Consider the following 20,961-nt stretch of genomic DNA (forward strand, 5'->3'; position numbering starts at 1 on the left):
TTGACACGAAAATCGAACATCCATTCTCATGAAGGTGCCGGCGGGGCTCGACGGCGGGCGGTCTGTCCCGATTCAACGGGGGATGTGCCCGAGTTGTCCACAGGCCGGACGTGCGTCGGGACGCGTTGTCAGTGGCAGGCGTTAGCGTTTTTGACGTGAAGCGATCGACTCAAGCAAACCGGGTGGAACCCATGGCAGGAACCGACCGCGAGAAGGCGCTCGACGCCGCGCTCGCACAGATTGAACGGCAATTCGGCAAGGGCGCGGTCATGCGCATGGGCGAGCGGTCGAAGGAGCCCATCGAGGTCATCCCGACCGGGTCGACCGCGCTCGACGTGGCCCTCGGCGTCGGCGGCCTGCCGCGCGGCCGTGTGGTGGAGATCTACGGACCGGAGTCCTCCGGTAAGACGACCCTGACCCTGCACGCGGTGGCGAACGCCCAGAAGGCCGGCGGCCAGGTGGCCTTCGTGGACGCGGAGCACGCCCTCGACCCCGAGTACGCGAAGAAGCTCGGCGTCGACATCGACAACCTGATCCTGTCCCAGCCGGACAACGGCGAGCAGGCCCTGGAGATCGTGGACATGCTGGTCCGCTCCGGCGCCCTCGACCTCATCGTCATCGACTCCGTCGCGGCACTCGTCCCGCGCGCGGAGATCGAGGGCGAGATGGGTGACAGTCACGTGGGTCTGCAGGCCCGCCTGATGAGCCAGGCCCTGCGGAAGATCACCAGCGCGCTCAACCAGTCCAAGACCACCGCGATCTTCATCAACCAGCTCCGCGAGAAGATCGGCGTGATGTTCGGCTCCCCGGAGACCACCACCGGTGGCCGGGCGCTGAAGTTCTACGCCTCGGTGCGCATCGACATCCGCCGCATCGAGACCCTGAAGGACGGCACCGAGGCGGTCGGCAACCGCACGCGCTGCAAGGTCGTCAAGAACAAGGTGGCGCCGCCCTTCAAGCAGGCCGAGTTCGACATCCTCTACGGCCAGGGCATCAGCCGCGAGGGCGGTCTGATCGACATGGGCGTGGAGCACGGCTTCGTCCGCAAGGCCGGTGCCTGGTACACGTACGAGGGCGACCAGCTCGGCCAGGGCAAGGAGAACGCCCGCAACTTCCTGAAGGACAACCCCGACCTCGCCAACGAGATCGAGAAGAAGATCAAGGAGAAGCTGGGCGTCGGGGTGCGGCCCGAGGAGCCCGCCGCCGAGCCGGGCACGGGCGCCGCGGACTCCGCCGCCCCGGCCGAGGCGGCCGCGGTGCCGGCCCCGGCGGTCAAGGCCGGCAAGTCCAAGGCCGCGGCGGCCAAGAGCTGACCCGTGACCCGACGAACCGACTGGGCCGAGTACGAGTTCGCCGCCACCGGTGCCTCCCGGGGGAGGGGCACCGAGGGCGGCGAGGGCTCGGCCGTGGGCGGTGACGAGGCGTACGACGACAGCACCGGCGCGGACGGCCTCCACGCCCCGGGCTCCGGCAGCGGCCGGCGGCGTGGGGGTGGTTCACGGTCGGGCGGCTCGCGTGACGGCGGGGCGCGCGGTGGACGCGGACGCAGACGCCGGGCCTTCGGCGAGGCGACCGCGGAGGGCGGGGGCGACTCCTCCTCGTCGAGGGCCGAGCAGGAGGAGCCTCCGGGGGACCCGGTGGAGCGGGCGCGGGCGATCTGCCTGCGCCTGCTCACCGGGACCCCGCGCACGCGGAAGCAGCTCGCCGACGCCCTGCGCAAGCGGGAGATCCCGGACGAGGCGGCGGAGGAGGTGCTGTCCCGGTTCGAGGAGGTCGGACTGATCAACGACAGTGCCTTCGCGGACGCCTGGGTGGAGTCCCGGCACCACGGCCGGGGACTGGCCCGGCGCGCGCTCGCCCAGGAGCTGCGGACCAAGGGGGTCGATCCCACGCTGATCGACGCGGCCGTCTCGCAGCTCGACTCCGAGCAGGAGGAGACGACCGCGCGCGAACTGGTGGCCCGCAAGCTGCGCTCCACCCGGGGACTCGACCGCGACAAGCGGATCCGCCGCCTCGCGGGCATGCTGGCCCGCAAGGGCTACCCCGAGGGCCTCGCCCTCCGCGTGGTCCGGCAGGCGCTGGAGGAGGAGGGCGAGGACACGGAGTTCCTCGACGACGAGGGGGCGTGAGGGGCCGGGCAGCGGGGCGGCGCCGCCGGCCCGGCGGCACGGGCACCGCCGGCCCCCTCCGGCAGCCTCACACCGGCGCGGGCAGCACGGGCAGCCCCGCCGCCCGCCAGGCCTGGAAACCGCCGATCAGGTCGGTGGCCCGGTGCAGCCCCAGGCGGTGCAGGGACTCCGCGGCCAGGCTGGAGGCGTACCCCTCGTTGCAGATCACGACGACGCGCAGGTCATGGCTCGTCGCCTCGGGGAGACGGTGACCACCCCGCGGGTCGAGGCGCCACTCCAGTTCGTTGCGCTCGACGACGACGGCGCCGGGGATGAGACCGTCCCGGTCGCGCAGGGCGGCGTACCGGATGTCCACCAGCAGCGCCTCGCCGGTCCGGGCGGCCTCGTGGGCGTCCTGCGGCTCGATGCGCCGGTAACCCGAGCGCACGCGCTCCAGCAGCTCGTCGATGCCCACGGCACCCGCGGCCCGTTCGTCCGTCCCGCTCACTGCCAGTCCTCCGGGCGTTCGACCTGCTCCAGGCGGAGAACCCGGCCGCTGCGGCTGTAGCGGCGGATCCGCGGCAGGGGCGGATGGTAGGCGTGCACAGAGACGGCGTGCCGGTCCGGGGACTCGTTGAGCACCTCGTGCACGTGGTGCCGGCCGAAGGAGCGGCCCTGCCCGGCCGGCAGCCGGCGCTCCCGGTCCACTCCCTCGGTCAGTTCCAGGGTTCTCCAGCCCTCGGAGGGCAGCCGCGCGGCGAGCGAGTTCTCCTTCAGCGCACCCGAGGCGGTCATGAAGGCACCGATGGAGTCGGCGTGGTCGTGCCAGCCGGTTCCGGTGCCGGGCGGCCAACCGATCAGCCAGGCCTCGCTCCCGCCGGGCCCGTCGAGCCGCACCCAGGTGCGGCCCTCAGGGTCGAGCGGGAGCGAGGCGATCAGCGCGGTGTCGGCGGCGACACGGCGGACGAAGGCGAGGAGGTCCGCCTGGGTGGGGGCGGAGACGGGAGGCGTGGCGGGGGATGAGGCGGCGGAGGAGACAGACACGTGCACCGTCCTGAGGGAAGTTCGCGGAAGGCGCGCCACGGCGGCATGCGGAGCGGCGGATGGCGCGCGGGAGGTGAGGGAGAGAGCGCGAAGTCAGCAGGACGGGCGACACACGCAGCCCGCGTAGCGGAGGAGGTCCATATGGACCCTCCGCCACAGGCGCACACAGGTGTCGGTCACGGTCCGGAGTAGACCACGAAGCCGCACACCGCTTCAACTCGCCGTCACCCTGTGGACCGTACGGCGAGGACGACGTGACCGGGCCCGGCGCGAGCCGGTCCCCGCTTCCGGGGCCGGCGCCTCAGCCGGTCGCGGCCCCGGCCTCCGCCTCTGCCTTCGCTTTCGCCTTCGTCGTTCCTCCGACGACCGCTTCCGCCGCCGTGTACAGGTCCGCCGGGCGGACCCCGCTCAGCGCCGTGACCAGATGGCCGTCGGGGCGTACCAGCAGCACGGTGTGGGCCGCCGCCCCCGGATAGCTCTCGGCGACCAGGATCTCGGCCGGATGCGGCAACGCCGAGACGGCCGCCGCCAGCCGGGGCATGATCCCGGCGGACATCCAGTGCCTGCGGTCCCACACCCCCGTGCCCGGCGCGATCAGCACCACCAGCAGCGCACCCCGGCCGAGCCGGTCCCGCAACCGGACGAAGGTGCCGTCCTCCGCCGTGACGCGCACGTCCGTCACCGCCGCCCCGGGAGGCGTTCCGACGGGCACCTCGCCCTCGAGGCGCCGGGGCGCGAGCGGCGAGTCGGCGTACGTGCCCGGACCGCCCAGCGCGCCCTGCCCCAGGTGACCGTCCATCAGCAGCGTGTCGTGGCCCCGGGCGGAGCCCGGGACGTAGGAACGCAGCCCTCCTCCGCCCCGGAGCAGCGGCAGCGCCTGGTCGGCGGCGCGCAGCCGGGCGGCGACGATCGCCCGGCGCTCGGTCTGGTAGCTGTCGAGCAGCGCCTCGTGCGGCCCGTGGTGCCAGGCCAGCGCCAGCTTCCAGGCGAGGTTGTCGACGTCGCGCAGCCCCTCGTCCAGCCCGTGCGTGCCCAGCGCGCCGAGCAGGTGGGCCGCGTCCCCGGCGAGGAACACCCGGTCGGCCCGCCAGCGCCGGGCCAGCCGGTGGTGAACGGTGTGGACCCCGGTGTCCAGCAGTTCGTACGGCGGGGCCGCACCGTGGTTCCAGCCGGCCAGCGTCTCCCGGATGCGGGCCAGCAGCAGCTCGGGCGTCACCAGCTCCTTGCCCGGCGGCAGCAGCCAGTCCAGCCGCCACACCCCCTCCGGCAGCGGACGCGCGGTGATCTCCCCGGCCGAGGGCCCGGACGTGCGCCACGGCGGCATGCGGTGCAGCAGTGCCTCGTCGTGCCAGGGAAGCTCCGCGCGCAGTGCGGCCACGGCGTATCGTTCCACCGCCGTGCGGCCGGGGAAGCGGATGTCCTGGAGCTTGCGCACGGTCGAGCGGGGACCGTCGCAGCCGACCAGGTAACTGCCGCGCCACCAGGTGCCCTGGGGGCCGCGGGTGCGGGCGGTGACGCCCGAGGGCTCCTGTTCCAGGGCGTCCAGCCGGCTGTTCACGGCGATCCTGACCAGCCGCTCCCCGGCCAGGGCGGCGCGCAGCGCACCGGTCAGGACGTGCTGGGCGATGTGCAGGGGCGCGGGCCGGGCGTCGTCGTGGGCGATCTCGTGCACCACCTGCTTGCGCCGCATCGACCGCCATCCCGCCGGGCGGACACCGGCCTGCGCGAGCGGCACCCCGGTCAGCCGTTCCATCAGCGCGGCGGTGCCCTCGCGCAGCACGACGGTGCGCGCCGGACGCGGCTCGTCCTTGCCCGGCCCCTCGTCGAGGACCACGCACGGCACCTCCTGACGCGCCAGTGCCAGGGCGAACGCGAGCCCGACGGGCCCCGCTCCGACGATGATCACCGGGTCCACGGCGCGGCGCCCCCTGCTCGAAGTGACGTCCGGAGGGACGGGGAGGAACAGAAAGATGGAGCAGGGTGCACGATCACAGAACGTATGCAACCCATTGCCGGTGCTTGCGTCAAGTGACCGCAGGACAGTGGCGATCATGAAGCGGTGCGGTACCCGTCACATTACTTGACTGTTCCTCACACGGGTCCACGGCGCACGGCTCCTGCGCACCGCCGGCGACTCGGCATGACTGTGGCCCGCCGGGAACCGGCGGGCCACAGTCATGCCGTGCGTCAGGCGTGCGTCACTTCTCCGCACCGGCCCCGTGGGGGCCCCCGACCTCGGCCGCGTTGATGTCGTCGACATCGCCGGTGCCGAGCACCGCGCCCGTGCTGCGCTTGCTGCGGCGCAGACGTCCCTCGAGCCAGGAGGCGAAGGAGGTGAGGGCGAAGTTGAGCGCGATGAAGATGACGGCCACCACCGTGAAGCTGGCGATGACGTTGGCGCCGTAGTAGCCGCTCATCGTGTTGGCCGAGGCGAGCAGCTCGGGGAAGGTGAGGACGGCACCGCCGAGGGCGGTGTCCTTCACGATCACGACGAGCTGGCTGACGATGGCCGGGAGCATCGCGGTGACCGCCTGGGGCAGCAGGATCACCCGCATGACCTGGCTCTTGCGCAGACCGATCGCCACGGCCGCCTCGGACTGGCCCTTGGGCAGGGCCAGGATGCCGGCGCGCACGATCTCCGCGAGGACGGAGGCGTTGTAGAGCACCAGGCCCGTGACGACCGCGTACAGCGGACGGTCGTCGGAGCTGACGTCGGTGTACTCGGCGAACAGGGCGAGACCGAAGATCATCAGGACCAGGACGGGGATGGCCCGGAAGAACTCGACCACGATTCCGGCCGGGACGCGGATCCAGGCGTGGTCGGACAGCCGGGCGATGCCGAGGACCGCGCCGAGCGGCATCGCGATGAGCACCGCGAGGAAGGCTGCCTTCAAGGTGTTCTGCAGACCCGGCCAGATGTACGTGGACCAGGCTTCGGTACCGGTGAAGAACGGCTCCCACAGGGCCCATTCCAGCTGGCCCTTTTCGTTGAGGGTGCTGAACACCCACCACAGCAGGGCCGCGAGGGCGACCAGGAAGACCACCGTGAAGATGATGTTCCGCCGCTTGGCGCGAGGCCCCTGGGCGTCGTACAGAACGGAGCTCATCGCTTCACCGCCACCTTCTTGCCCACCCAGCCGAGGATCAGGCCGGTCGGCAGCGTGAGAACCACGAAACCGAATGCGATGACCGCGGAGATCAGCAGCAGCTGCGCCTCGTTCTCGATCATCTCCTTCATCAGCACCGCTGCCTCCGCGACACCGATCGCGGCGGCCACCGTGGTGTTCTTGATGAGTGCGATCAGCACGTTCGCCAGCGGGCCGACGGACGAGCGGAACGCCTGGGGCAGCACCACGAGGCCCAGCACCTGGCTGAAGTTGAGGCCGATCGCGCGGGCGGCCTCCGCCTGGCCCACCGGCACCGTGTTGATGCCGGAGCGCAGCGCCTCGCACACGAAGGACGAGGTGTAGAGGATCAGGCCCAGCACGGCGAGCCGGAAGTTGATCGTCTCGACGTCGTCCGCGCCGAGGGAGACCCCCAGCGTCTGGTTCAGGCCCAGCGACGTGAACAGGATGATGACGGTCAGCGGAATGTTCCGCACGATGTTCACGTACGCGGTCCCGAAGCCGCGCATCAGCGGCACCGGGCCGACGCGCATGGCGGCCAGCAGGGTGCCCCAGATCAGGGAGCCGACGGCGGAGAGCACAGCGAGCTGCACTGTCGTCCAGAAGGCTCCCAGCAGGTCGTAATCCTCAAGAAAGTCGAACACGATCTCCCGCGCTTTCGCGTGTAGGGATGCCCGCCCCGGTGCGCCGCCCCTTCCGGTGGGCGGCGCACCCTGTCAGGCGCTGCCTCAGCTCTTGATGTCGCCGATCTTCGGCGCCGGCTCGTTCTTGTAGTTGGCCGGGCCGAAGTTGTCCTTGACGGCCTTGTCCCAGGACTTGTCGGCGACCATCTCCTCGAGGGCCTTGTTGATCTTGTCCTTGAGGTCGCTGCCCTTCTTGACGCCGATGCCGTAGTTCTCGTTGGTCAGCTTGAAGCCGCCGAGCTTGAACTTGCCCTTGAACTGCGACTGGGCGGCGTAGCCGGCGAGGATGGAGTCGTCGGTGGTCAGCGCGTCGACGGCACCGTTCTGCAGGCCCGGCAGGCAGGCGGAGTACGTCGGGTACGGCTGCAGCTGCGCCTTGGGCGCCAGCTTCTCCTTGACGTTCTGCGCCGAGGTCGAGCCGGTGACCGAGCACAGCTTGGCGCTGTTCAGGTCCTCCGGGGACTTGATCTTGTTGTCGTCGGCGCGGATCAGCACGTCCTGGTGGGCGAGCAGGTAGGGGCCGGCGAAGTCGACCTTCTCCTGGCGCTCCGGGGTGATCGAGTAGGTGGCGGCGATGAAGTCGACGTCGCCGCGCTGCAGCATGGTCTCGCGGTCGGCGCTCTTCGACTCCTTCCACTCGATCTGGTCCTCGCTGTAACCGAGCTTCTTGGCGACGTACGTGGCGACGTCCACGTCGAAGCCCTCGTAGCCCTGCGGGGTCTTCTGGCCGAGGCCCGGCTGGTCGAACTTGATGCCGATGGTGATCTTCTTGTCGTCGCCCGACCCCGACCCGTTGGAGTCGTTGCCGTCGTCACCGCCGCAAGCGGTGGCGGTCAGGGCAAGGGCGAACACGGCGGCCGAGGCGGCGGTGACCTTGCGGAGCTTCATGGTGCACATCCTTTGACTGGTGAAGTGATGCGGCCCGGTCAATGTCCGGTGACGCAGGTCGTCGGGGCGCGAGGGGCGCCGTCAGTGGTGAAGGATCTTCGACAGGAAGTCCTTGGCGCGGTCGCTGCGCGGATTGCTGAAGAACTGGTCCGGCGCGGCCTGCTCGACGATGCGGCCGTCCGCCATGAACACCACACGGTTCGCGGCCGAACGGGCGAACCCCATCTCGTGGGTGACGACGATCATGGTCATGCCGTCGCGGGCGAGCTGCTGCATGACCTCCAGCACCTCGTTGATCATCTCCGGGTCGAGAGCCGACGTCGGCTCGTCGAAGAGCATGACCTTGGGTTCCATCGCCAGGGCCCGCGCGATGGCGACGCGCTGCTGCTGGCCGCCGGAGAGCTGCGCGGGGTACTTCTCCGCCTGCGCGGCCACGCCGACCCGGTCGAGCAGGGCGCGGGCCCGCTCCTCGGCCGCCTTCTTGTCCTTCTTGCGGACCTTGACCTGGCCCAGCGTCACGTTCTCGAGCACGGTCTTGTGCGCGAAGAGGTTGAAGGACTGGAAGACCATCCCCACGTCGGCCCGCAGCCTCGCCAGCTCCTTGCCCTCATGGGGCAGGGGCCTGCCGTCGATCGTGATCGACCCGGAGTCGATCGTCTCCAGCCGGTTGATGGTGCGGCACAGGGTGGACTTCCCGGACCCGGAGGGTCCGATGACCACGACGACTTCGCCGCGGGCGATCGTCAGATCGATGTCCTGGAGTACGTGCAACGCGCCGAAGTGCTTGTTGACGCTCTTCAGGACGACCAGATCGCCGGTCGCGGCCACATCTTCCTTGGCCACCGATACTTCGGTCATCGCTCTCAGGCTCCGTCCTCCTCGGTTTCGGAGGACAGTAGTAACCGTTCAGACCTGCGTCATTACATCTGAGGGGAATCTGAGCATCACGATCCGATAGCAATCGGACACGTGTCGTAGCACTTGTGACCAGGGGTGATTTCGGCCGGGTAACGGTACGAAAGCGCAACCGGAACCCCCTTGACGCCGCCCTCGTCCATCGGCGTCACTGCAAGGTGCACGCGCGCGTGCACGCGTTTTTGTACACAGGGAGAGCGTACGGCCGATGAACGGAAAGGGGCCCTGGTGAGACTGCTCCTCGTCGAGGACGACAACCACGTCGCCGCCGCCCTGTCGGCGGTGCTGGCCCGGCACGGGTTCGACGTCACCCACGCGCGCAGCGGTGAGGAGGCCCTCCAGGCGCTCGTCCCCGAGGGCAACGGTTTCGGCGTGGTCCTGCTCGACCTGGGCCTGCCCGACCAGGACGGTTACGAGGTCTGCGGCAAGATCCGCAAGCGCACCAGCACACCGGTGATCATGGTCACCGCGCGCTCCGACGTGCGCTCCCGCATCCACGGACTCAACCTCGGCGCCGACGACTACGTGGTCAAGCCGTACGACACGGGGGAACTGCTCGCCCGGATCCACGCCGTCAGCCGGCGCACCGTCCAGGAGGAGACCACCGGCGGCACCGAGACCGAGCTGCGCCTGGGCCCGGTGCGCATCGAGCTGCCGACCCGCCAGGTCAGCGTGAACGGCTCGGCCGTCCCCCTGACCCGCAAGGAGTTCGACCTGCTGGCCCTGCTCGCCCAGCGCCCCGGGGTCGTCTTCCGCCGGGAGCAGATCATCAGCGAGGTGTGGCGCACCAGCTGGGAGGGGACCGGCCGCACCCTGGAGGTGCACGTCGCCTCCCTGCGCGCCAAGCTGCGCATGCCGGCCCTCATCGAGACCGTACGCGGAGTCGGCTACCGGCTCGTCGCGCCCGCGGCCTAGCGGGGCCGGGTGCGCACACGTCTGCTTCCGCTGCTCATCGTCCTGATGGCGGCCGTCCTCCTCGCGCTCGGCGTCCCGCTCGCCGTGAGTCTGGCCGGCGCGCAGCAGCAGAAGGTCGTCGTCGACCGGATCGACGACACGGCACGCTTCGCGGCCCTCGCCCAGTTCGTCACCGAGCCGTCCGCCCCGGCCACCGGGGACATCAACGAGCGCCAGGAGACGCTCCGCAGCGAACTGCGCAGCTACCACGAGGTCTACGGCATCCGCGCCGGCGTGTTCTACCGCAACGACTCGCCCATGGCGCACGCCCCGGACGACTGGTTCCTCCCGCGGTCGGGCGAGGTGCGGGACGCCTTCGAGGAGGCGCTGCTCAGCCGCCGCAGCCACGACCCCGAGCAGGTGTGGCCCTGGCAGCGGCGCAGTCTCGTGGTGGCCTCGCCGGTCATCCGGGACGGCGACGTCGTCGCCGTCGTCGTCACCGACTCGCCCACCGGGGCCATGCGCTCCCGCATCCTGCAGGGCTGGCTGGTCATCGGCGCGGGGGAGGCCGCCGCCATGCTGCTGGCCGTCGGCGCGGCCCTGCGGCTGACCGGCTGGGTGCTCAGGCCCGTGCGCGTCCTGGACGCCACCACCCACGACATCGCCACCGGACGGCTGAAGTCCCGGGTCGCCGCGGCGGGCGGACCCCCGGAGCTCAGACGCCTCGCCCGGTCGTTCAACGAGATGGCGGACAACGTCGAGAGCGTGCTGGAGCAGCAGCGCGCCTTCGTCGCCGACGCCTCCCACCAGCTGCGCAACCCGCTCTCGGCGCTGCTGCTGCGCATCGAGCTGCTCGCCCTCGAGCTGCCCGAGGGCAACGAGGAGATCGCCTCGGTCCAGGCCGAGGGCAGGCGTCTGGCGCGGGTCCTGGACGACCTGCTCGATCTGGCGCTCGCCGAGCACAGCGAGGCCCAGCTCCAGGTCACCGACATCGGCGCGGTGGCCGGCGAGCGCGTCGCGGCCTGGGCGCCCACCGCCGAGGCCAAGGGGGTCCGCCTGACCGGGGACTGCCCGCCGACCACGGCCTGGGCCGACCCGGTCGCGCTCTCCAGCGCGCTGGACGCGGTCATCGACAACGCGGTGAAGTTCACGCCCGAGGGCGAGACCGTCGAGGTGACCGTCACCTCGAACGGCGACACCTCCACCGTCGTCGTCACCGACAACGGCCCGGGGCTGACCGACGAGGAGCTGACCCGCGTCGGCGACCGGTTCTGGCGCAGCGGCCGGCACCAGAACGTCAAGGGCTCCGGCCTCGGCCTGTCCATCTCCCGGGCCCTGCTCGCGGCGGGCGGCGGCTCCCTCGCCTACGGCCACCACGAGCCGCACGGGCTGACGGTCACGGTGACGGTGCCGCGGAACGCCCCCACGGGTGAGGCGACGGCTCAGGGCTTGACGGACCGGTAGTGGCGGCGGGCGCCCTCGTGCAGCCGGAGCGGGTCGGTGTAGATCGCGGTGCGCACGTCGACCAGCTGCGCGGAGTGGACGTGCGCACCGATGCCGTCCCGGCTCCTGAGCACGATGCGGGTCAGCCACTCGGTGAGCCGGGGGTCCGCGTCCGCCCTGGTGATCAGGAGGTTGGACACCGCCATCGTCGGGACGGCCGAACCGAGCTGACTGCCGGGGTAGGCCGACTCCGGCATGCTGGTGGCCCGGTAGTGACGCGTGGCCCCGCCCTGCTCGTGCAGCTCGGCGACGAGGTCGGCACCGATCGGTACGAACCGCAGCGCGGAATCCTCGGCGAGCGTCTTCAGGCCGTCCGTGGGCAGTCCGCCCGACCAGAAGAACGCGTCCAGGCCGTGTCCCAGCCGCTCCGGCCCGGTGTCGATGCCGTCCGCGTAGGGCCTGATGTCCGTCTCCGGGTCGATGCCGGCCGCCCGGAGGATCCGGTTGGCGATGAGCCGGACCCCCGACTTGGGCGGTCCTATGGCGACCCGCTTGCCCCGCAGGTCCGCGACGGAGCGGATGCCCGAGCCGGGCGCGACCGCGAGCTGCACGTAGTCGTCGTACAGGCGCGCCACCCCGCGCAGCCGGTCCGCGCCCGGCCGGCCGGCCAGCCGGTACGTCTCCACCGCGTCGGCCGCGGCGATCGCGAAGTCGGCCTGCCCGGTCGCCACCCGCCGCACGTTCTCCTGCGAGCCGTCACTCGTCTTCAGCCGGACCTCGAGGTCCGGCATGTGCTTGCCGAGCGAGGTGCGCAGGAGCTCGCCGTACTTCTGGTAGACGCCCGCGCGGGTTCCCGTGCTCAGCGTGACCGTCCCGCCGGGCGGCTCCTCGCCCCAGGGCGCCAGCCACCACAGCAGCAGTGCGAGCGCCACGAGGCCGGCGGCCGCGCCCCGCAGGGCCCGGCGCCTGCCGATCCGGGACAGTGCGTGGAGCATGCGCGCGATCCTGCCAGCCCGGTGCCCCGCTGACCAGGGCGGGGCTCACAGCCCGGAGCCGAGCGCGGGCCGGGGAGGTGTCCGGGGCGGCCGCTACAGTCGCCGCATGAGTTCCTCGCCCGCCGACCTGGTCCGTGCGTTCCACCGCGCCTTCGGGCTGGACGTCCGTGACACACCGTCCGAGGTCTCGCCGGACCTGGCCGCCCACCGCGGCGAACTGCTGGCCGAGGAGGCCGCGGAGGTCGCCGAGGTGTCGGTGAAGGGCCCGCTCGACCGGCTCGCCCACGAGCTGGCCGACGTCGTCTACGTCGCGTACGGCACGGCACTCGTCCACGGGATCGACCTCGACGCGGTCATCGCCGAGATCCACCGCTCCAACATGACCAAGCTCGGCCCCGACGGCCAGGTCAGCCGCCGTGCCGACGGCAAGGTCCTCAAGGGCGACCACTACGAGGCCCCGGACGTGGCGGCGGTACTGCGGCGGCAGGGCTGGGCGCCGGACGGGGAGGCGTGAGCCACCGGGCGGGGGCACGGCGCGGGCCACGGGCCGTGGAGCCCGCCACCGCGGGCTCCTCCGGCGGCCGGGCACGTCCCGGGGACCGCCTACCCTGTATGCCATGAGCAGCATCGACCGGAGCCAGTCAGCGGGCGGCACGCGCACCTACGAAGTACGCACCTACGGGTGCCAGATGAACGTCCACGACTCCGAGCGATTGGCCGGGCTGCTGGAGGACGCGGGCTACGTCCGCGCCCCCGAGGGCTCCGACGGCGACGCGGACGTCGTCGTCTTCAACACCTGCGCGGTGCGCGAGAACGCCGACAACAAGCTGTACGGCAACCTGGGCCACCTCGCCCCCAAGAAGGCGAGCCGCCCCGGCATGCAGATCGCGGTCGGCGGCTGCCTCGCGCAGAAGGACCGCGACACCATCGTGAAGCGCGCCCCGTGGGTGGACGTCGTCTTCGGCACGCACAACATCGGCAAGCTGCCGGTCCTGCTGGAGCGCGCCCGCGTCCAGGAGGAGGCGCAGGTCGAGATCGCCGAGTCGCTGGAGGCGTTCCCGTCCACGCTGCCGACCCGCCGCGAGAGCGCGTACGCGGCCTGGGTGTCCGTCTCCGTCGGCTGCAACAACACCTGCACCTTCTGCATCGTCCCCGCGCTGCGCGGCAAGGAGAAGGACCGGCGCCCCGGCGACATCCTCGCCGAGATCGAGGCCCTGGTCGCCGAGGGCGTCTCGGAGATCACCCTGCTCGGGCAGAACGTCAACGCCTACGGCTCCGACATCGGCGACCGCGAGGCGTTCAGCAAGCTGCTGCGGGCCTGCGGGAGGATCGACGGCCTGGAGCGCGTCCGCTTCACCTCGCCGCACCCGCGCGACTTCACCGACGACGTCATCGCCGCCATGGCCGAGACGCCGAACGTGATGCCGCAGCTCCACATGCCGCTCCAGTCCGGCTCGGACACGGTCCTGAAGGCGATGCGCCGCTCCTACCGGCAGGAGCGCTACCTCGGCATCATCGAGAAGGTGCGCGCCGCCATCCCGCACGCGGCGATCAGCACCGACATCATCGTGGGCTTCCCCGGCGAGACCGAGGAGGACTTCGAGCAGACCCTGCACGTCGTGCGCGAGGCCCGCTTCGCGCAGGCGTTCACCTTCCAGTACTCCAAGCGCCCGGGCACCCCGGCCGCCGAGATGGACGGCCAGATCCCCAAGAAGGTCGTCCAGGAGCGCTACGAGCGGCTCGTCGCCCTCCAGGAGGAGATCTCCTGGGAGGAGAACAAGAAGCAGGTCGGCCGCACCCTGGAGCTGATGGTCGCCGAGGGCGAGGGCCGCAAGGACGAGACCACCCACCGTCTCTCCGGCCGTGCCCCCGACAACCGTCTGGTGCACTTCACCAAGCCGGAGCAGGAGGTCCGTCCCGGCGACGTGGTCACCGTCGAGATCACCTATGCCGCCCCGCACCACCTGCTCGCCGAGGGGCCCGTGCTGGACGTGCGCCGCACGCGCGCGGGGGACGCCTGGGAGAAGCGGAACTCCGAGAAGGCGGCGAAGACCGCGCAGCCGGCGGGCGTGATGCTGGGTCTGCCGAAGATCGGCGTCCCCGAACCGCTCCCGGTGGCCGCGAGCGGCTGCGGCTGCGACTGACGCGGACGGACCGGCCGAAGCGGACCGGGACCGGTGGATCGACGGCGGCCCGACCGGCCGGGCCGCGGCGGCGGGCTGCTCCACGGCGGCTACGCTGCCGATCATGCTAGTCGCCGCCGCAGTCTGCCCCTGCCCGCCGCTGCTCGTCCCCGAGGTCGCCGCGGGTGCCGCCCCCGAACTGGACGCCACGCGTGCCGCGTGCACGGACGCGCTGGGGGTGCTCGCCGCCGCCCGGCCCGACCGGCTCGTGGTGGTCGGGCCGGCGGCGGCTGCCGGACCCGAGAGCTACCCGGAGGGCACCCCGGGGTCCTTCCGCGGCTTCGGCGTCGGCCTGGACGTACGGCTGGGCCCGGACAGGGGCGCGCCGACCGGGCGGGAACTCCCGTACGGGCTCGCCGTGGGCGCGTGGATGCTGGGCAGGGCCGGGTGGGCGGACGCCCCCGTCGAGGGCCTGGCAGTGGGGGAGACCCTCGCGACCGAGCGGTGCGTCGAGGAGGGAAGGGCGATCGCCGCGCGGGCGGACCGGGTGGCGATGCTGGTGATGGGCGACGCCAGCGCCTGCCGCACCCTCAAGGCCCCGGGCTACCTCGACGAACGCGCGGCCCCCTTCGACGCGGAGGTCGCGCGCGCGCTGGGCGCGGCCGACACCGCGGCCCTGTGCGCGCTGGACACCGGCCTGGCGCGCGAACTGAAGGTGTCCGGCCGTGCCCCCTGGCAGGTCCTGGCGGGCGCCGCGGCCGGGAACCCGGACCTGGAGGGGGCCCTGCTCCACGAGGACGCCCCGTACGGGGTGGGCTACATCGTGGCCGCCTGGTCGTAGGAACCGGCCGGCCCCGCGGGAACCGGCCGGCCGGATCACCGGCCCCGGACCCGGCCGGAGGAACGGCGGACGGCCGGGAGCCCTCCATGTGCTCCACGGCCGTCCGGCGGCGCACCGCTCAGGAGACGGGCGGTGGCCCGGCCGGTGGCGTCGTGCCGCCCGTGCCCGGACCGGGGTCGTTCTCGGGCGCGGGACCGGGGTCGTTCTTGTGCGCGAGCCGGTCCATGGCGTCCCTGGCCTTCCCCGTACCGGTCTGGATCCTGTCGCTGTACTTGCCCTTGGTCCGCTCGTCGACGGCCCGCGCGGCCCTGTCCAGGCCGTGCTGGATCTTGTCCCCGTGCTGCTGCGCGAGGCCGGAGACCTTGCTCTTGGCCGGGTCGAGTCTGGCCTTCAGATTGTGCAGGAGACCCATGGTGCACCTTCCCTCGCCGGCGTCTACGTGCGGGCGCCCCCGCCGGCCTCGCTGTCGGCCGCCTCGGAGGACTGCTGCTTCGGGATCTCGACGCCGTCGCCGCGGGTGACCTCGCCGGTCTCCTCCGCCGCCGGCCCGGAGGCCTTCGGCGCGTCGGCCGGCACCGTCGGCTCCGCGGCCCCGGCCGCGTCCTCCTCCGTCTTCGGCCCGGCCGCGGCCCCGTCGGCCCGGGCCCCGTCGGTCCGTGTCTCCTCCGTGGCCTTCGACCTCCGAAAAAGCCATGCAAAAACGCCCATATCCACTCCATACGTTACTCGTGCGAGTGGTATCCCGCGTGACCCGGTGCGTCCGTTCGCGCGACCCGGTCGCCGCCGTCGTGATCCGGCGGCGGGAAACCCGCAACGGGCAACGACCCCGCGCCGGTCGCGTCACGTAACTCGTTCGAGAGCGGGCTGCGGGGTTTGCGAGACTGGATCGGTGAGCAGCGCACCCCTCGCCCCCCGTGTCATCGCCGTCGTCGGACCCACTGCGGCCGGAAAGTCCGATCTGGGGGTCTTCCTGGCCCAGCGGTTGGGCGGTGAAGTCGTCAACGCCGACTCCATGCAGCTCTACCGGGGGATGGACATCGGAACCGCCAAGCTGACGTCCGAGGAGCGCGGTGGCGTCCCGCACCACCTGCTGGACGTCTGGGACGTCACCGTCACCGCGTCCGTCGCCGAGTACCAGCGGCTGGCCCGCGAGCGGATCGACGCGCTGCTCGCCGAGGGGCGCTGGCCCGTCCTGGTCGGCGGCTCCGGCCTCTACGTCCGCGGAGCCATCGACAACCTGGAGTTCCCGGGCACCGACCCCGAGGTCAGGGCCCAGCTGGAGGACGAGCTCACCCTGCGCGGCCCGGGAGCGCTGCACGCGCGCCTCGCCGCCGCGGACCCCGAGGCGGCGCGGGCCATCCTGCCGAGCAACGGCCGCCGCATCGTGCGCGCACTCGAGGTGATCGAGATCACCGGCCGGCCCTTCACCGCCAACCTCCCCGGCCACGACTCCGTCTACGACACCCTCCAGATCGGCGTCGACGTGGCCCGGCCCGAACTGGACGAGCGCATCGCCCGCCGGGTCGACCGGATGTGGGAGGCGGGCCTCGTGGACGAGGTGCGCGCACTGGAGGCGCAGGGGTTGCGTGAAGGGCGTACGGCCTCGCGCGCGCTCGGCTACCAGCAGGTACTCGCGGCGCTCGCCGGTGAGTGCAGCATGGAGGAGGCGCGGTCCGAGACCGTGCGTGCCACCAAGCGCTTCGCGCGCCGTCAGGATTCGTGGTTCAGGCGCGATCCCCGGGTGCATTGGTTGAGTGGGGCCGCGGCGGACCTCGGGGAACTTCCGCGGCTCGCTCTGTCGTTGGTCGAACGACCGGTTACAGCCTGATCACGTCCTGGCATCGGGACGCCCAGGCCGCCGTCGGGGCCTGTGACGCCGTGCCATCATCGAGCTTCGATCGACCAGTGGAGTCCAAGTTGGGAGGGCGCGTGGCGATGGAGGCCGGCCCTCGCGACACCGCACACGGCACCGAACACCTCACCACCGAGCGGGGTGCCCCGGAGCAGGAAACCGACCGTCTCAGCCCGGACGGGCCCGAGGAGACGCAGGGCGGTGTGACCGACGACGGTCCCGAGCCGGAGCAGATGTTCGCGGGCGGTGACGAGGTCGAGGTCGAGCTGCGCCCGCAGCGCCGGCTGCGCATCTGGCAGCTCGCCCCCATCGTCGGTCTGGCCGCGGTCGGTTCCCTGATGTTCGCCTTCCCCCTCGCCTTCGACTTCGGCGACAGCGGGGCCGTGATCGCCATGCTGGGCCTGCTGATCTGCTCCTGCTCGGCCGGCTGGGGGATGATGGCCGCCCGCCGGGTGGGCCACACCTGGCCGGGCCTGCCGGCCAGGGGATCCGGGCGCAGACCCGACTGGCGGGTCGTGACCGGCTACGCCGTGATGGTCGCCGCGGTGGTGGCCCTGGCCGTCTGGCGGGTCGCCCGGCTCCGCTGACGTCCGTCCGGTCATCGGCGGGGAGGGTGCTGTCGTGCCCACCCCGTACGATCGAGGGATGAGCACGCGGATCGCCTTCCTCAAGGGGCACGGCACCGAGAACGACTTCGTGATCGTCCCGGACCCGGAGAACACCATCGACCTGCCCCCGGCCGCCGTCGCCGCCCTGTGCGACCGCCGCGCGGGGCTCGGCGGCGACGGACTGCTGCACGTGGTGCGGTCCGCGGCGCACCCCGAGGGCCGGGCCATGGCGGACGAGGCCGAGTGGTTCATGGACTACCGCAACGGCGACGGCTCGATCGCCGAGATGTGCGGCAACGGGGTGCGCGTGTTCGCGCGCTACCTCCAGCGCGCCGGACACGTGGCCGAGGGGGATCTCGCGGTCGCCACGCGCGGAGGCGTGAAGTCCGTGCACATCGCCAAGGACGGCGACGTCACCGTCGGCATGGGCAGGGCGCTGCTCCCCGAGGGCGACGTCACGGTGAGCGTCGGCGAGCGCAGCTGGCCCGCGCGGAACGTGAACATGGGCAACCCGCACGCGGTGGCCTTCGTGGACGACCTCGCCCACGCCGGCGGCCTGGACGCCCCGCCTCCCTTCAGCCCGGCCTCCGCCTACCCGGACGGGGTGAACGTCGAGTTCGTGGTCGACCGCGGCCCGCGGCACGTGGCGCTGCGGGTGCACGAGCGCGGTGCCGGCGAGACCCGTTCCTGCGGCACGGGCGCCTGCGCGGTCGCCGTGGCCACCGCCCGCCGGGACGGCGTCGACCCGGGCGTCACCGGAACCCCGGTCACGTACACCGTGGACGTGCCCGGCGGCACCCTGGTGATCACCGAACGGCCCGACGGCGAGATCGAGATGACCGGACCCGCGGTGATCGTCGCCGAGGGCGTGATCGAGGCGGAGTGGCTGGAAAGCGCCCTTCGTTGATCAGGGTGACGGATCGGTGTCCCGGCCTCCGGCCGGCCGGACGTGCACATCCGCAGGGCGGAAGGCCGAATTGCGCTTCGGGACCACGGCGGGCCGTCGGCCGGGTGGCGTGAAACCGCCCCGGGAGGGACCATCGCTCGATGGAGTGATCCGTTTCACGCTCGGCGAGAGGAGGCCAGCCGCACCGGGTCGGGCTCGGTAGCATCAAGCACCGGCCCGGACGGGGGAGCGAACACCGCGCCCCGAGCCCGAGTCCGCCTCGGGGCGTGCCGTCCGCCGGTCCACGCAGCCGGAGGTGCCCATGAACGCGGAGGCCGTCAATCCTGCGACCCCGGGCTCGGTGACAGCTGGTCACGTCACGCCCACGGGGTCGCGCAGGAAGGCCCGCCCCCGGCTCGACCTGCGCCGGCTGGGACGCGCGGCGCTGCTCGGCCCCGCCACCCGCGACCGGCTCCCCGACGCCATCGGCCACGTGGTCGACGCCCATCGCGCCCACCACCCCGACGCCGACCTCGAACCCCTGCGCCGCGCCTACCTCCTGGCCGAGTCCTCCCACCGCGGCCAGATGCGCAAGAGCGGCGAGCCCTACATCACCCACCCGCTCGCCGTGACCCTGATCCTCGCCGAACTCGGCGCGGAGACCACGACCTTGACGGCGTCCCTGCTGCACGACACCGTCGAGGACACGGACGTGACGCTCGATCAGGTGCGGGAGCAGTTCGGCGAGGAGGTCCGCTACCTCGTCGACGGCGTCACCAAACTGGAGAAGGTCGACTACGGCGCCGCCGCCGAACCCGAGACCTTCCGCAAGATGCTCGTCGCCACCGGCAACGACGTCCGCGTGATGTCGATCAAGCTCGCGGACCGACTGCACAACATGCGCACCCTCGGCGTGATGCGCCCCGAGAAGCAGGAACGCATCGCCAAGGTCACCCGGGACGTCCTGATCCCCCTCGCCGAACGCCTCGGCGTCCAGGCGCTCAAGACGGAGCTGGAGGACCTGGTCTTCGCCATCCTCCACCCCGAGGAGTACGCGCACACGCGGGAGCTGATCGTCCGCAACACCGCCCGCGCGGACGACCCGCTCGCCGAGGTCGCCGACGACGTGCGCACGGTGCTCCGAGAGGCCGACATCACCGCCGAAGTCCTCATCCGCCCGCGCCACTTCGTCTCCGTGCACCGCGTGTCCCGCAAGCGCGGGCAACTGCGCGGCGCCGACTTCGGCCGCCTGCTGGTGCTGGTGAACGAGGACGCCGACTGCTACGGCGTCCTCGGCGAGCTGCACACCTGCATGACACCCGTGGTGTCGGAGTTCAAGGACTTCATCGCCGTACCGAAGTTCAACCTGTACCAGTCGCTGCACACCGCCGTGGCCCGCGAGGACGGCCAGGTCGTCGAAGTCCTCATCCGCACCCACCAGATGCACAAGGTCGCCGAGGCCGGAGTCGTCGCCCTCGGCAACCCCTACGCGGCCCCGCCGGAGGAGCAGGCCGCGAGCGACGGCGAGCGCGCCGACCCCACCCGGCCCGGCTGGCTCTCACGGCTGCTGGACTGGCAGCGGGCCGCGCCCGACCCCGACACCTTCTGGTCCACCCTCCGCGAGGACCTCGCCCAGGACCGCGAGATCACCGTCTTCCGCCCCGACGGCGGCACGCTCGGCCTGCCCGAGGGGGCGACCTGCGTGGACGCCGCGTACGCGCAGTACGGCGAGGACGCCCACGCGTGCATCGGCGCCCGGGTCAACGGCCGTCTGGCGACGCTGAGCACCGTCCTGAAGGACGGCGACACCGTCCAGCTCCTCATGGGCCAGGACCCCGCCTCGGAACCCTCCAGGGAGTGGCTGAAGCACGCCCACACCCCCGCGGCCCGCATCGCCATCCAGCGGTGGCTGACCGCCCACCCCGCGCAGCACACCGCGCCCGCGACGGAACCCGCGGCGGCCCAGCGGCCCACCGCCGACGACCCCGCCGCTCCGCAGGCCCCCCAGGCGCCGGGCGCGGTGCCCGGCCGTCCCGCCGCCCAGGTCCTGGTCGACCGGCCCGGCGCGGCCGTACGGCTCGCCCGCTGCTGTACGCCCGTGCCGCCCGACGAGGTGACCGGCTTCGCCGTGCGCGGGGGAGCCGTCACCGTGCACCGGGTCGAGTGCGCCACGGTCGCGCGCATGAAGAGCTCGGGGCGCGCGGAGGTCGGCGTGCGCTGGGGGGAGGACGCCGAGTGCCGGGTCACGCTGGTCGCGGAATCGTTCGTCCGTCCCCATCTGCTCGCGGACCTCACCGAGGCCATGGCCCTCGAAGGCGCCGAGATCGTCTCCGCCACCGTCGAACCGCCGGACCGGCAGCAGGTGCGGCACACGTACACCGTGCAGCTGCCGGACGCCGCGAGACTGCCCGCCCTCATGCGCGCGATGCGCAATGTGGCCGGGGTGTACGACGTGAGCCGGGCGCAGCCGCAGGCCCCGGGCGCCTGACGCGTCCCGCGGGATCGGTCCCTCCGGCACACCCGGCGGCCGTCCCGGCCGCGGGCGGCCGGTGCGCC

At 72.3% G+C, this 20,961-nt stretch carries 22 protein-coding genes; 11 read left to right on the forward strand and 11 right to left on the reverse strand.

Annotated elements, in window-relative coordinates; genetic code table 11:
* Positions 1-191: 191 nt before the first annotated feature.
* Positions 192-1,313: a recombinase RecA gene (gene recA, locus GL259_RS28240; protein WP_159536106.1), complete on the forward strand. Its 1,122-nt coding sequence runs from the start codon at positions 192-194 to the stop codon at positions 1,311-1,313.
* Between the two features lie 3 nt (positions 1,314-1,316).
* Positions 1,317-2,129, forward strand: coding sequence for a recombination regulator RecX (gene recX, locus GL259_RS28245; protein WP_159536107.1), 813 nt, complete (start codon positions 1,317-1,319; stop codon positions 2,127-2,129).
* A gap of 67 nt (positions 2,130-2,196) precedes the next feature.
* Here recX and GL259_RS28250 read toward each other — a convergent pair whose 3' ends face one another.
* The 8 genes from GL259_RS28250 to GL259_RS28280 form a co-directional block, all read right to left on the reverse strand.
* On the reverse strand, positions 2,197-2,616 hold the full coding sequence (locus GL259_RS28250) for a rhodanese-like domain-containing protein (protein ID WP_159536108.1): 420 nt from the start codon (positions 2,614-2,616) through the stop codon (positions 2,197-2,199).
* Positions 2,613-3,152: a cysteine dioxygenase gene (locus tag GL259_RS28255; protein WP_159536109.1), complete on the reverse strand. Its 540-nt coding sequence runs from the start codon at positions 3,150-3,152 to the stop codon at positions 2,613-2,615. The genes GL259_RS28250 and GL259_RS28255 overlap by 4 nt, the downstream gene beginning before the upstream one ends.
* Before the next feature lie 93 nt (positions 3,153-3,245).
* Positions 3,246-3,359, reverse strand: coding sequence for a putative leader peptide (locus tag GL259_RS39555; RefSeq protein ID WP_347814627.1), 114 nt, complete (start codon positions 3,357-3,359; stop codon positions 3,246-3,248).
* Between the two features lie 94 nt (positions 3,360-3,453).
* Complete coding sequence (locus GL259_RS28260; RefSeq protein WP_159536110.1) at positions 3,454-5,067, reverse strand: FAD-dependent monooxygenase; 1,614 nt, start codon at positions 5,065-5,067, stop codon at positions 3,454-3,456.
* 283 nt (positions 5,068-5,350) lie between these two features.
* Positions 5,351-6,259, reverse strand: coding sequence for an amino acid ABC transporter permease (locus GL259_RS28265; RefSeq protein ID WP_159536111.1), 909 nt, complete (start codon positions 6,257-6,259; stop codon positions 5,351-5,353).
* A complete protein-coding gene (locus GL259_RS28270; RefSeq protein ID WP_159536112.1) occupies positions 6,256-6,921 on the reverse strand; it encodes an amino acid ABC transporter permease in 666 nt (221 codons plus the stop codon). Before GL259_RS28270 ends, GL259_RS28265 begins: the two co-directional genes overlap by 4 nt.
* 84 nt (positions 6,922-7,005) lie before the next feature.
* Positions 7,006-7,848 (reverse strand): glutamate ABC transporter substrate-binding protein, encoded by an 843-nt coding sequence (locus GL259_RS28275; RefSeq protein WP_159536113.1) that lies wholly within the window; start codon positions 7,846-7,848, stop codon positions 7,006-7,008.
* A gap of 81 nt (positions 7,849-7,929) precedes the next feature.
* Positions 7,930-8,706 carry an amino acid ABC transporter ATP-binding protein gene (locus tag GL259_RS28280; protein ID WP_159536114.1) on the reverse strand — a complete coding sequence of 259 codons (777 nt, stop codon included), beginning with the start codon at positions 8,704-8,706 and terminating at the stop codon, positions 7,930-7,932.
* 285 nt (positions 8,707-8,991) lie between these two features.
* Here GL259_RS28280 and GL259_RS28285 point away from each other — a divergent pair, with 285 nt between their 5' ends.
* Together GL259_RS28285 and GL259_RS28290 are read left to right on the forward strand one after the other, a co-directional pair.
* The gene (locus tag GL259_RS28285) at positions 8,992-9,678 is read left to right on the forward strand and encodes a response regulator transcription factor (protein WP_159536115.1); all 687 of its coding nucleotides are present in this window, start codon (positions 8,992-8,994) and stop codon (positions 9,676-9,678) included.
* Between the two features lie 9 nt (positions 9,679-9,687).
* The gene (locus GL259_RS28290) at positions 9,688-11,121 is read left to right on the forward strand and encodes a HAMP domain-containing sensor histidine kinase (RefSeq protein WP_159536116.1); all 1,434 of its coding nucleotides are present in this window, start codon (positions 9,688-9,690) and stop codon (positions 11,119-11,121) included.
* Here GL259_RS28290 and GL259_RS28295 read toward each other — a convergent pair.
* Entirely contained in the window at positions 11,100-12,095 is a 996-nt protein-coding gene (locus GL259_RS28295; protein WP_159536117.1) for a TAXI family TRAP transporter solute-binding subunit, read from the reverse strand. The two genes, GL259_RS28290 and GL259_RS28295, sit on opposite strands and share 22 nt — an antisense overlap.
* Positions 12,096-12,201: 106 nt before the next feature.
* Here GL259_RS28295 and GL259_RS28300 point away from each other — a divergent pair, with 106 nt between their 5' ends.
* The 3 genes from GL259_RS28300 to GL259_RS28310 all read left to right on the forward strand — a co-directional run bounded on the left by GL259_RS28300 (position 12,202) and on the right by GL259_RS28310 (position 15,059).
* Positions 12,202-12,609, forward strand: coding sequence for a MazG nucleotide pyrophosphohydrolase domain-containing protein (locus GL259_RS28300; RefSeq protein WP_159536118.1), 408 nt, complete (start codon positions 12,202-12,204; stop codon positions 12,607-12,609).
* A 103-nt stretch (positions 12,610-12,712) separates the two neighbouring features.
* Complete coding sequence (miaB, locus tag GL259_RS28305; RefSeq protein WP_159536119.1) at positions 12,713-14,239, forward strand: tRNA (N6-isopentenyl adenosine(37)-C2)-methylthiotransferase MiaB; 1,527 nt, start codon at positions 12,713-12,715, stop codon at positions 14,237-14,239.
* Between the two features lie 103 nt (positions 14,240-14,342).
* Positions 14,343-15,059, forward strand: coding sequence for a class III extradiol dioxygenase subunit B-like domain-containing protein (locus GL259_RS28310; protein WP_159536120.1), 717 nt, complete (start codon positions 14,343-14,345; stop codon positions 15,057-15,059).
* Positions 15,060-15,177: 118 nt separating this feature from the next.
* On the opposite strand, the gene GL259_RS28315 is transcribed toward GL259_RS28310, so the two are convergent.
* Positions 15,178-15,471, reverse strand: a complete 294-nt coding sequence (locus tag GL259_RS28315; RefSeq protein ID WP_159536121.1) for an antitoxin — start codon at positions 15,469-15,471, stop codon at positions 15,178-15,180.
* A 23-nt stretch (positions 15,472-15,494) separates the two neighbouring features.
* On the reverse strand, positions 15,495-15,767 hold the full coding sequence (locus GL259_RS28320; RefSeq protein WP_159536122.1) for a hypothetical protein: 273 nt from the start codon (positions 15,765-15,767) through the stop codon (positions 15,495-15,497).
* A 181-nt stretch (positions 15,768-15,948) separates the two neighbouring features.
* Between GL259_RS28320 and miaA the strand changes: the two genes are divergently transcribed.
* From miaA to GL259_RS28340, 4 genes are all read left to right on the forward strand, one after another.
* On the forward strand, positions 15,949-16,887 hold the full coding sequence (gene miaA, locus GL259_RS28325; protein ID WP_159536123.1) for a tRNA (adenosine(37)-N6)-dimethylallyltransferase MiaA: 939 nt from the start codon (positions 15,949-15,951) through the stop codon (positions 16,885-16,887).
* Positions 16,888-16,994: 107 nt separating this feature from the next.
* A complete protein-coding gene (locus GL259_RS28330; RefSeq protein ID WP_159539045.1) occupies positions 16,995-17,498 on the forward strand; it encodes a hypothetical protein in 504 nt (167 codons plus the stop codon).
* A 58-nt stretch (positions 17,499-17,556) separates the two neighbouring features.
* Positions 17,557-18,426, forward strand: coding sequence for a diaminopimelate epimerase (gene dapF / locus GL259_RS28335; RefSeq protein ID WP_159536124.1), 870 nt, complete (start codon positions 17,557-17,559; stop codon positions 18,424-18,426).
* 301 nt (positions 18,427-18,727) lie between these two features.
* Positions 18,728-20,893 (forward strand): HD domain-containing protein, encoded by a 2,166-nt coding sequence (locus GL259_RS28340; protein ID WP_159536125.1) that lies wholly within the window; start codon positions 18,728-18,730, stop codon positions 20,891-20,893.
* The last annotated feature ends 68 nt before the right edge of the window (positions 20,894-20,961 follow it).

This window comes from Streptomyces sp. Tu 3180, from assembly GCF_009852415.1.
Lineage (GTDB): Bacteria > Actinomycetota > Actinomycetes > Streptomycetales > Streptomycetaceae > Streptomyces.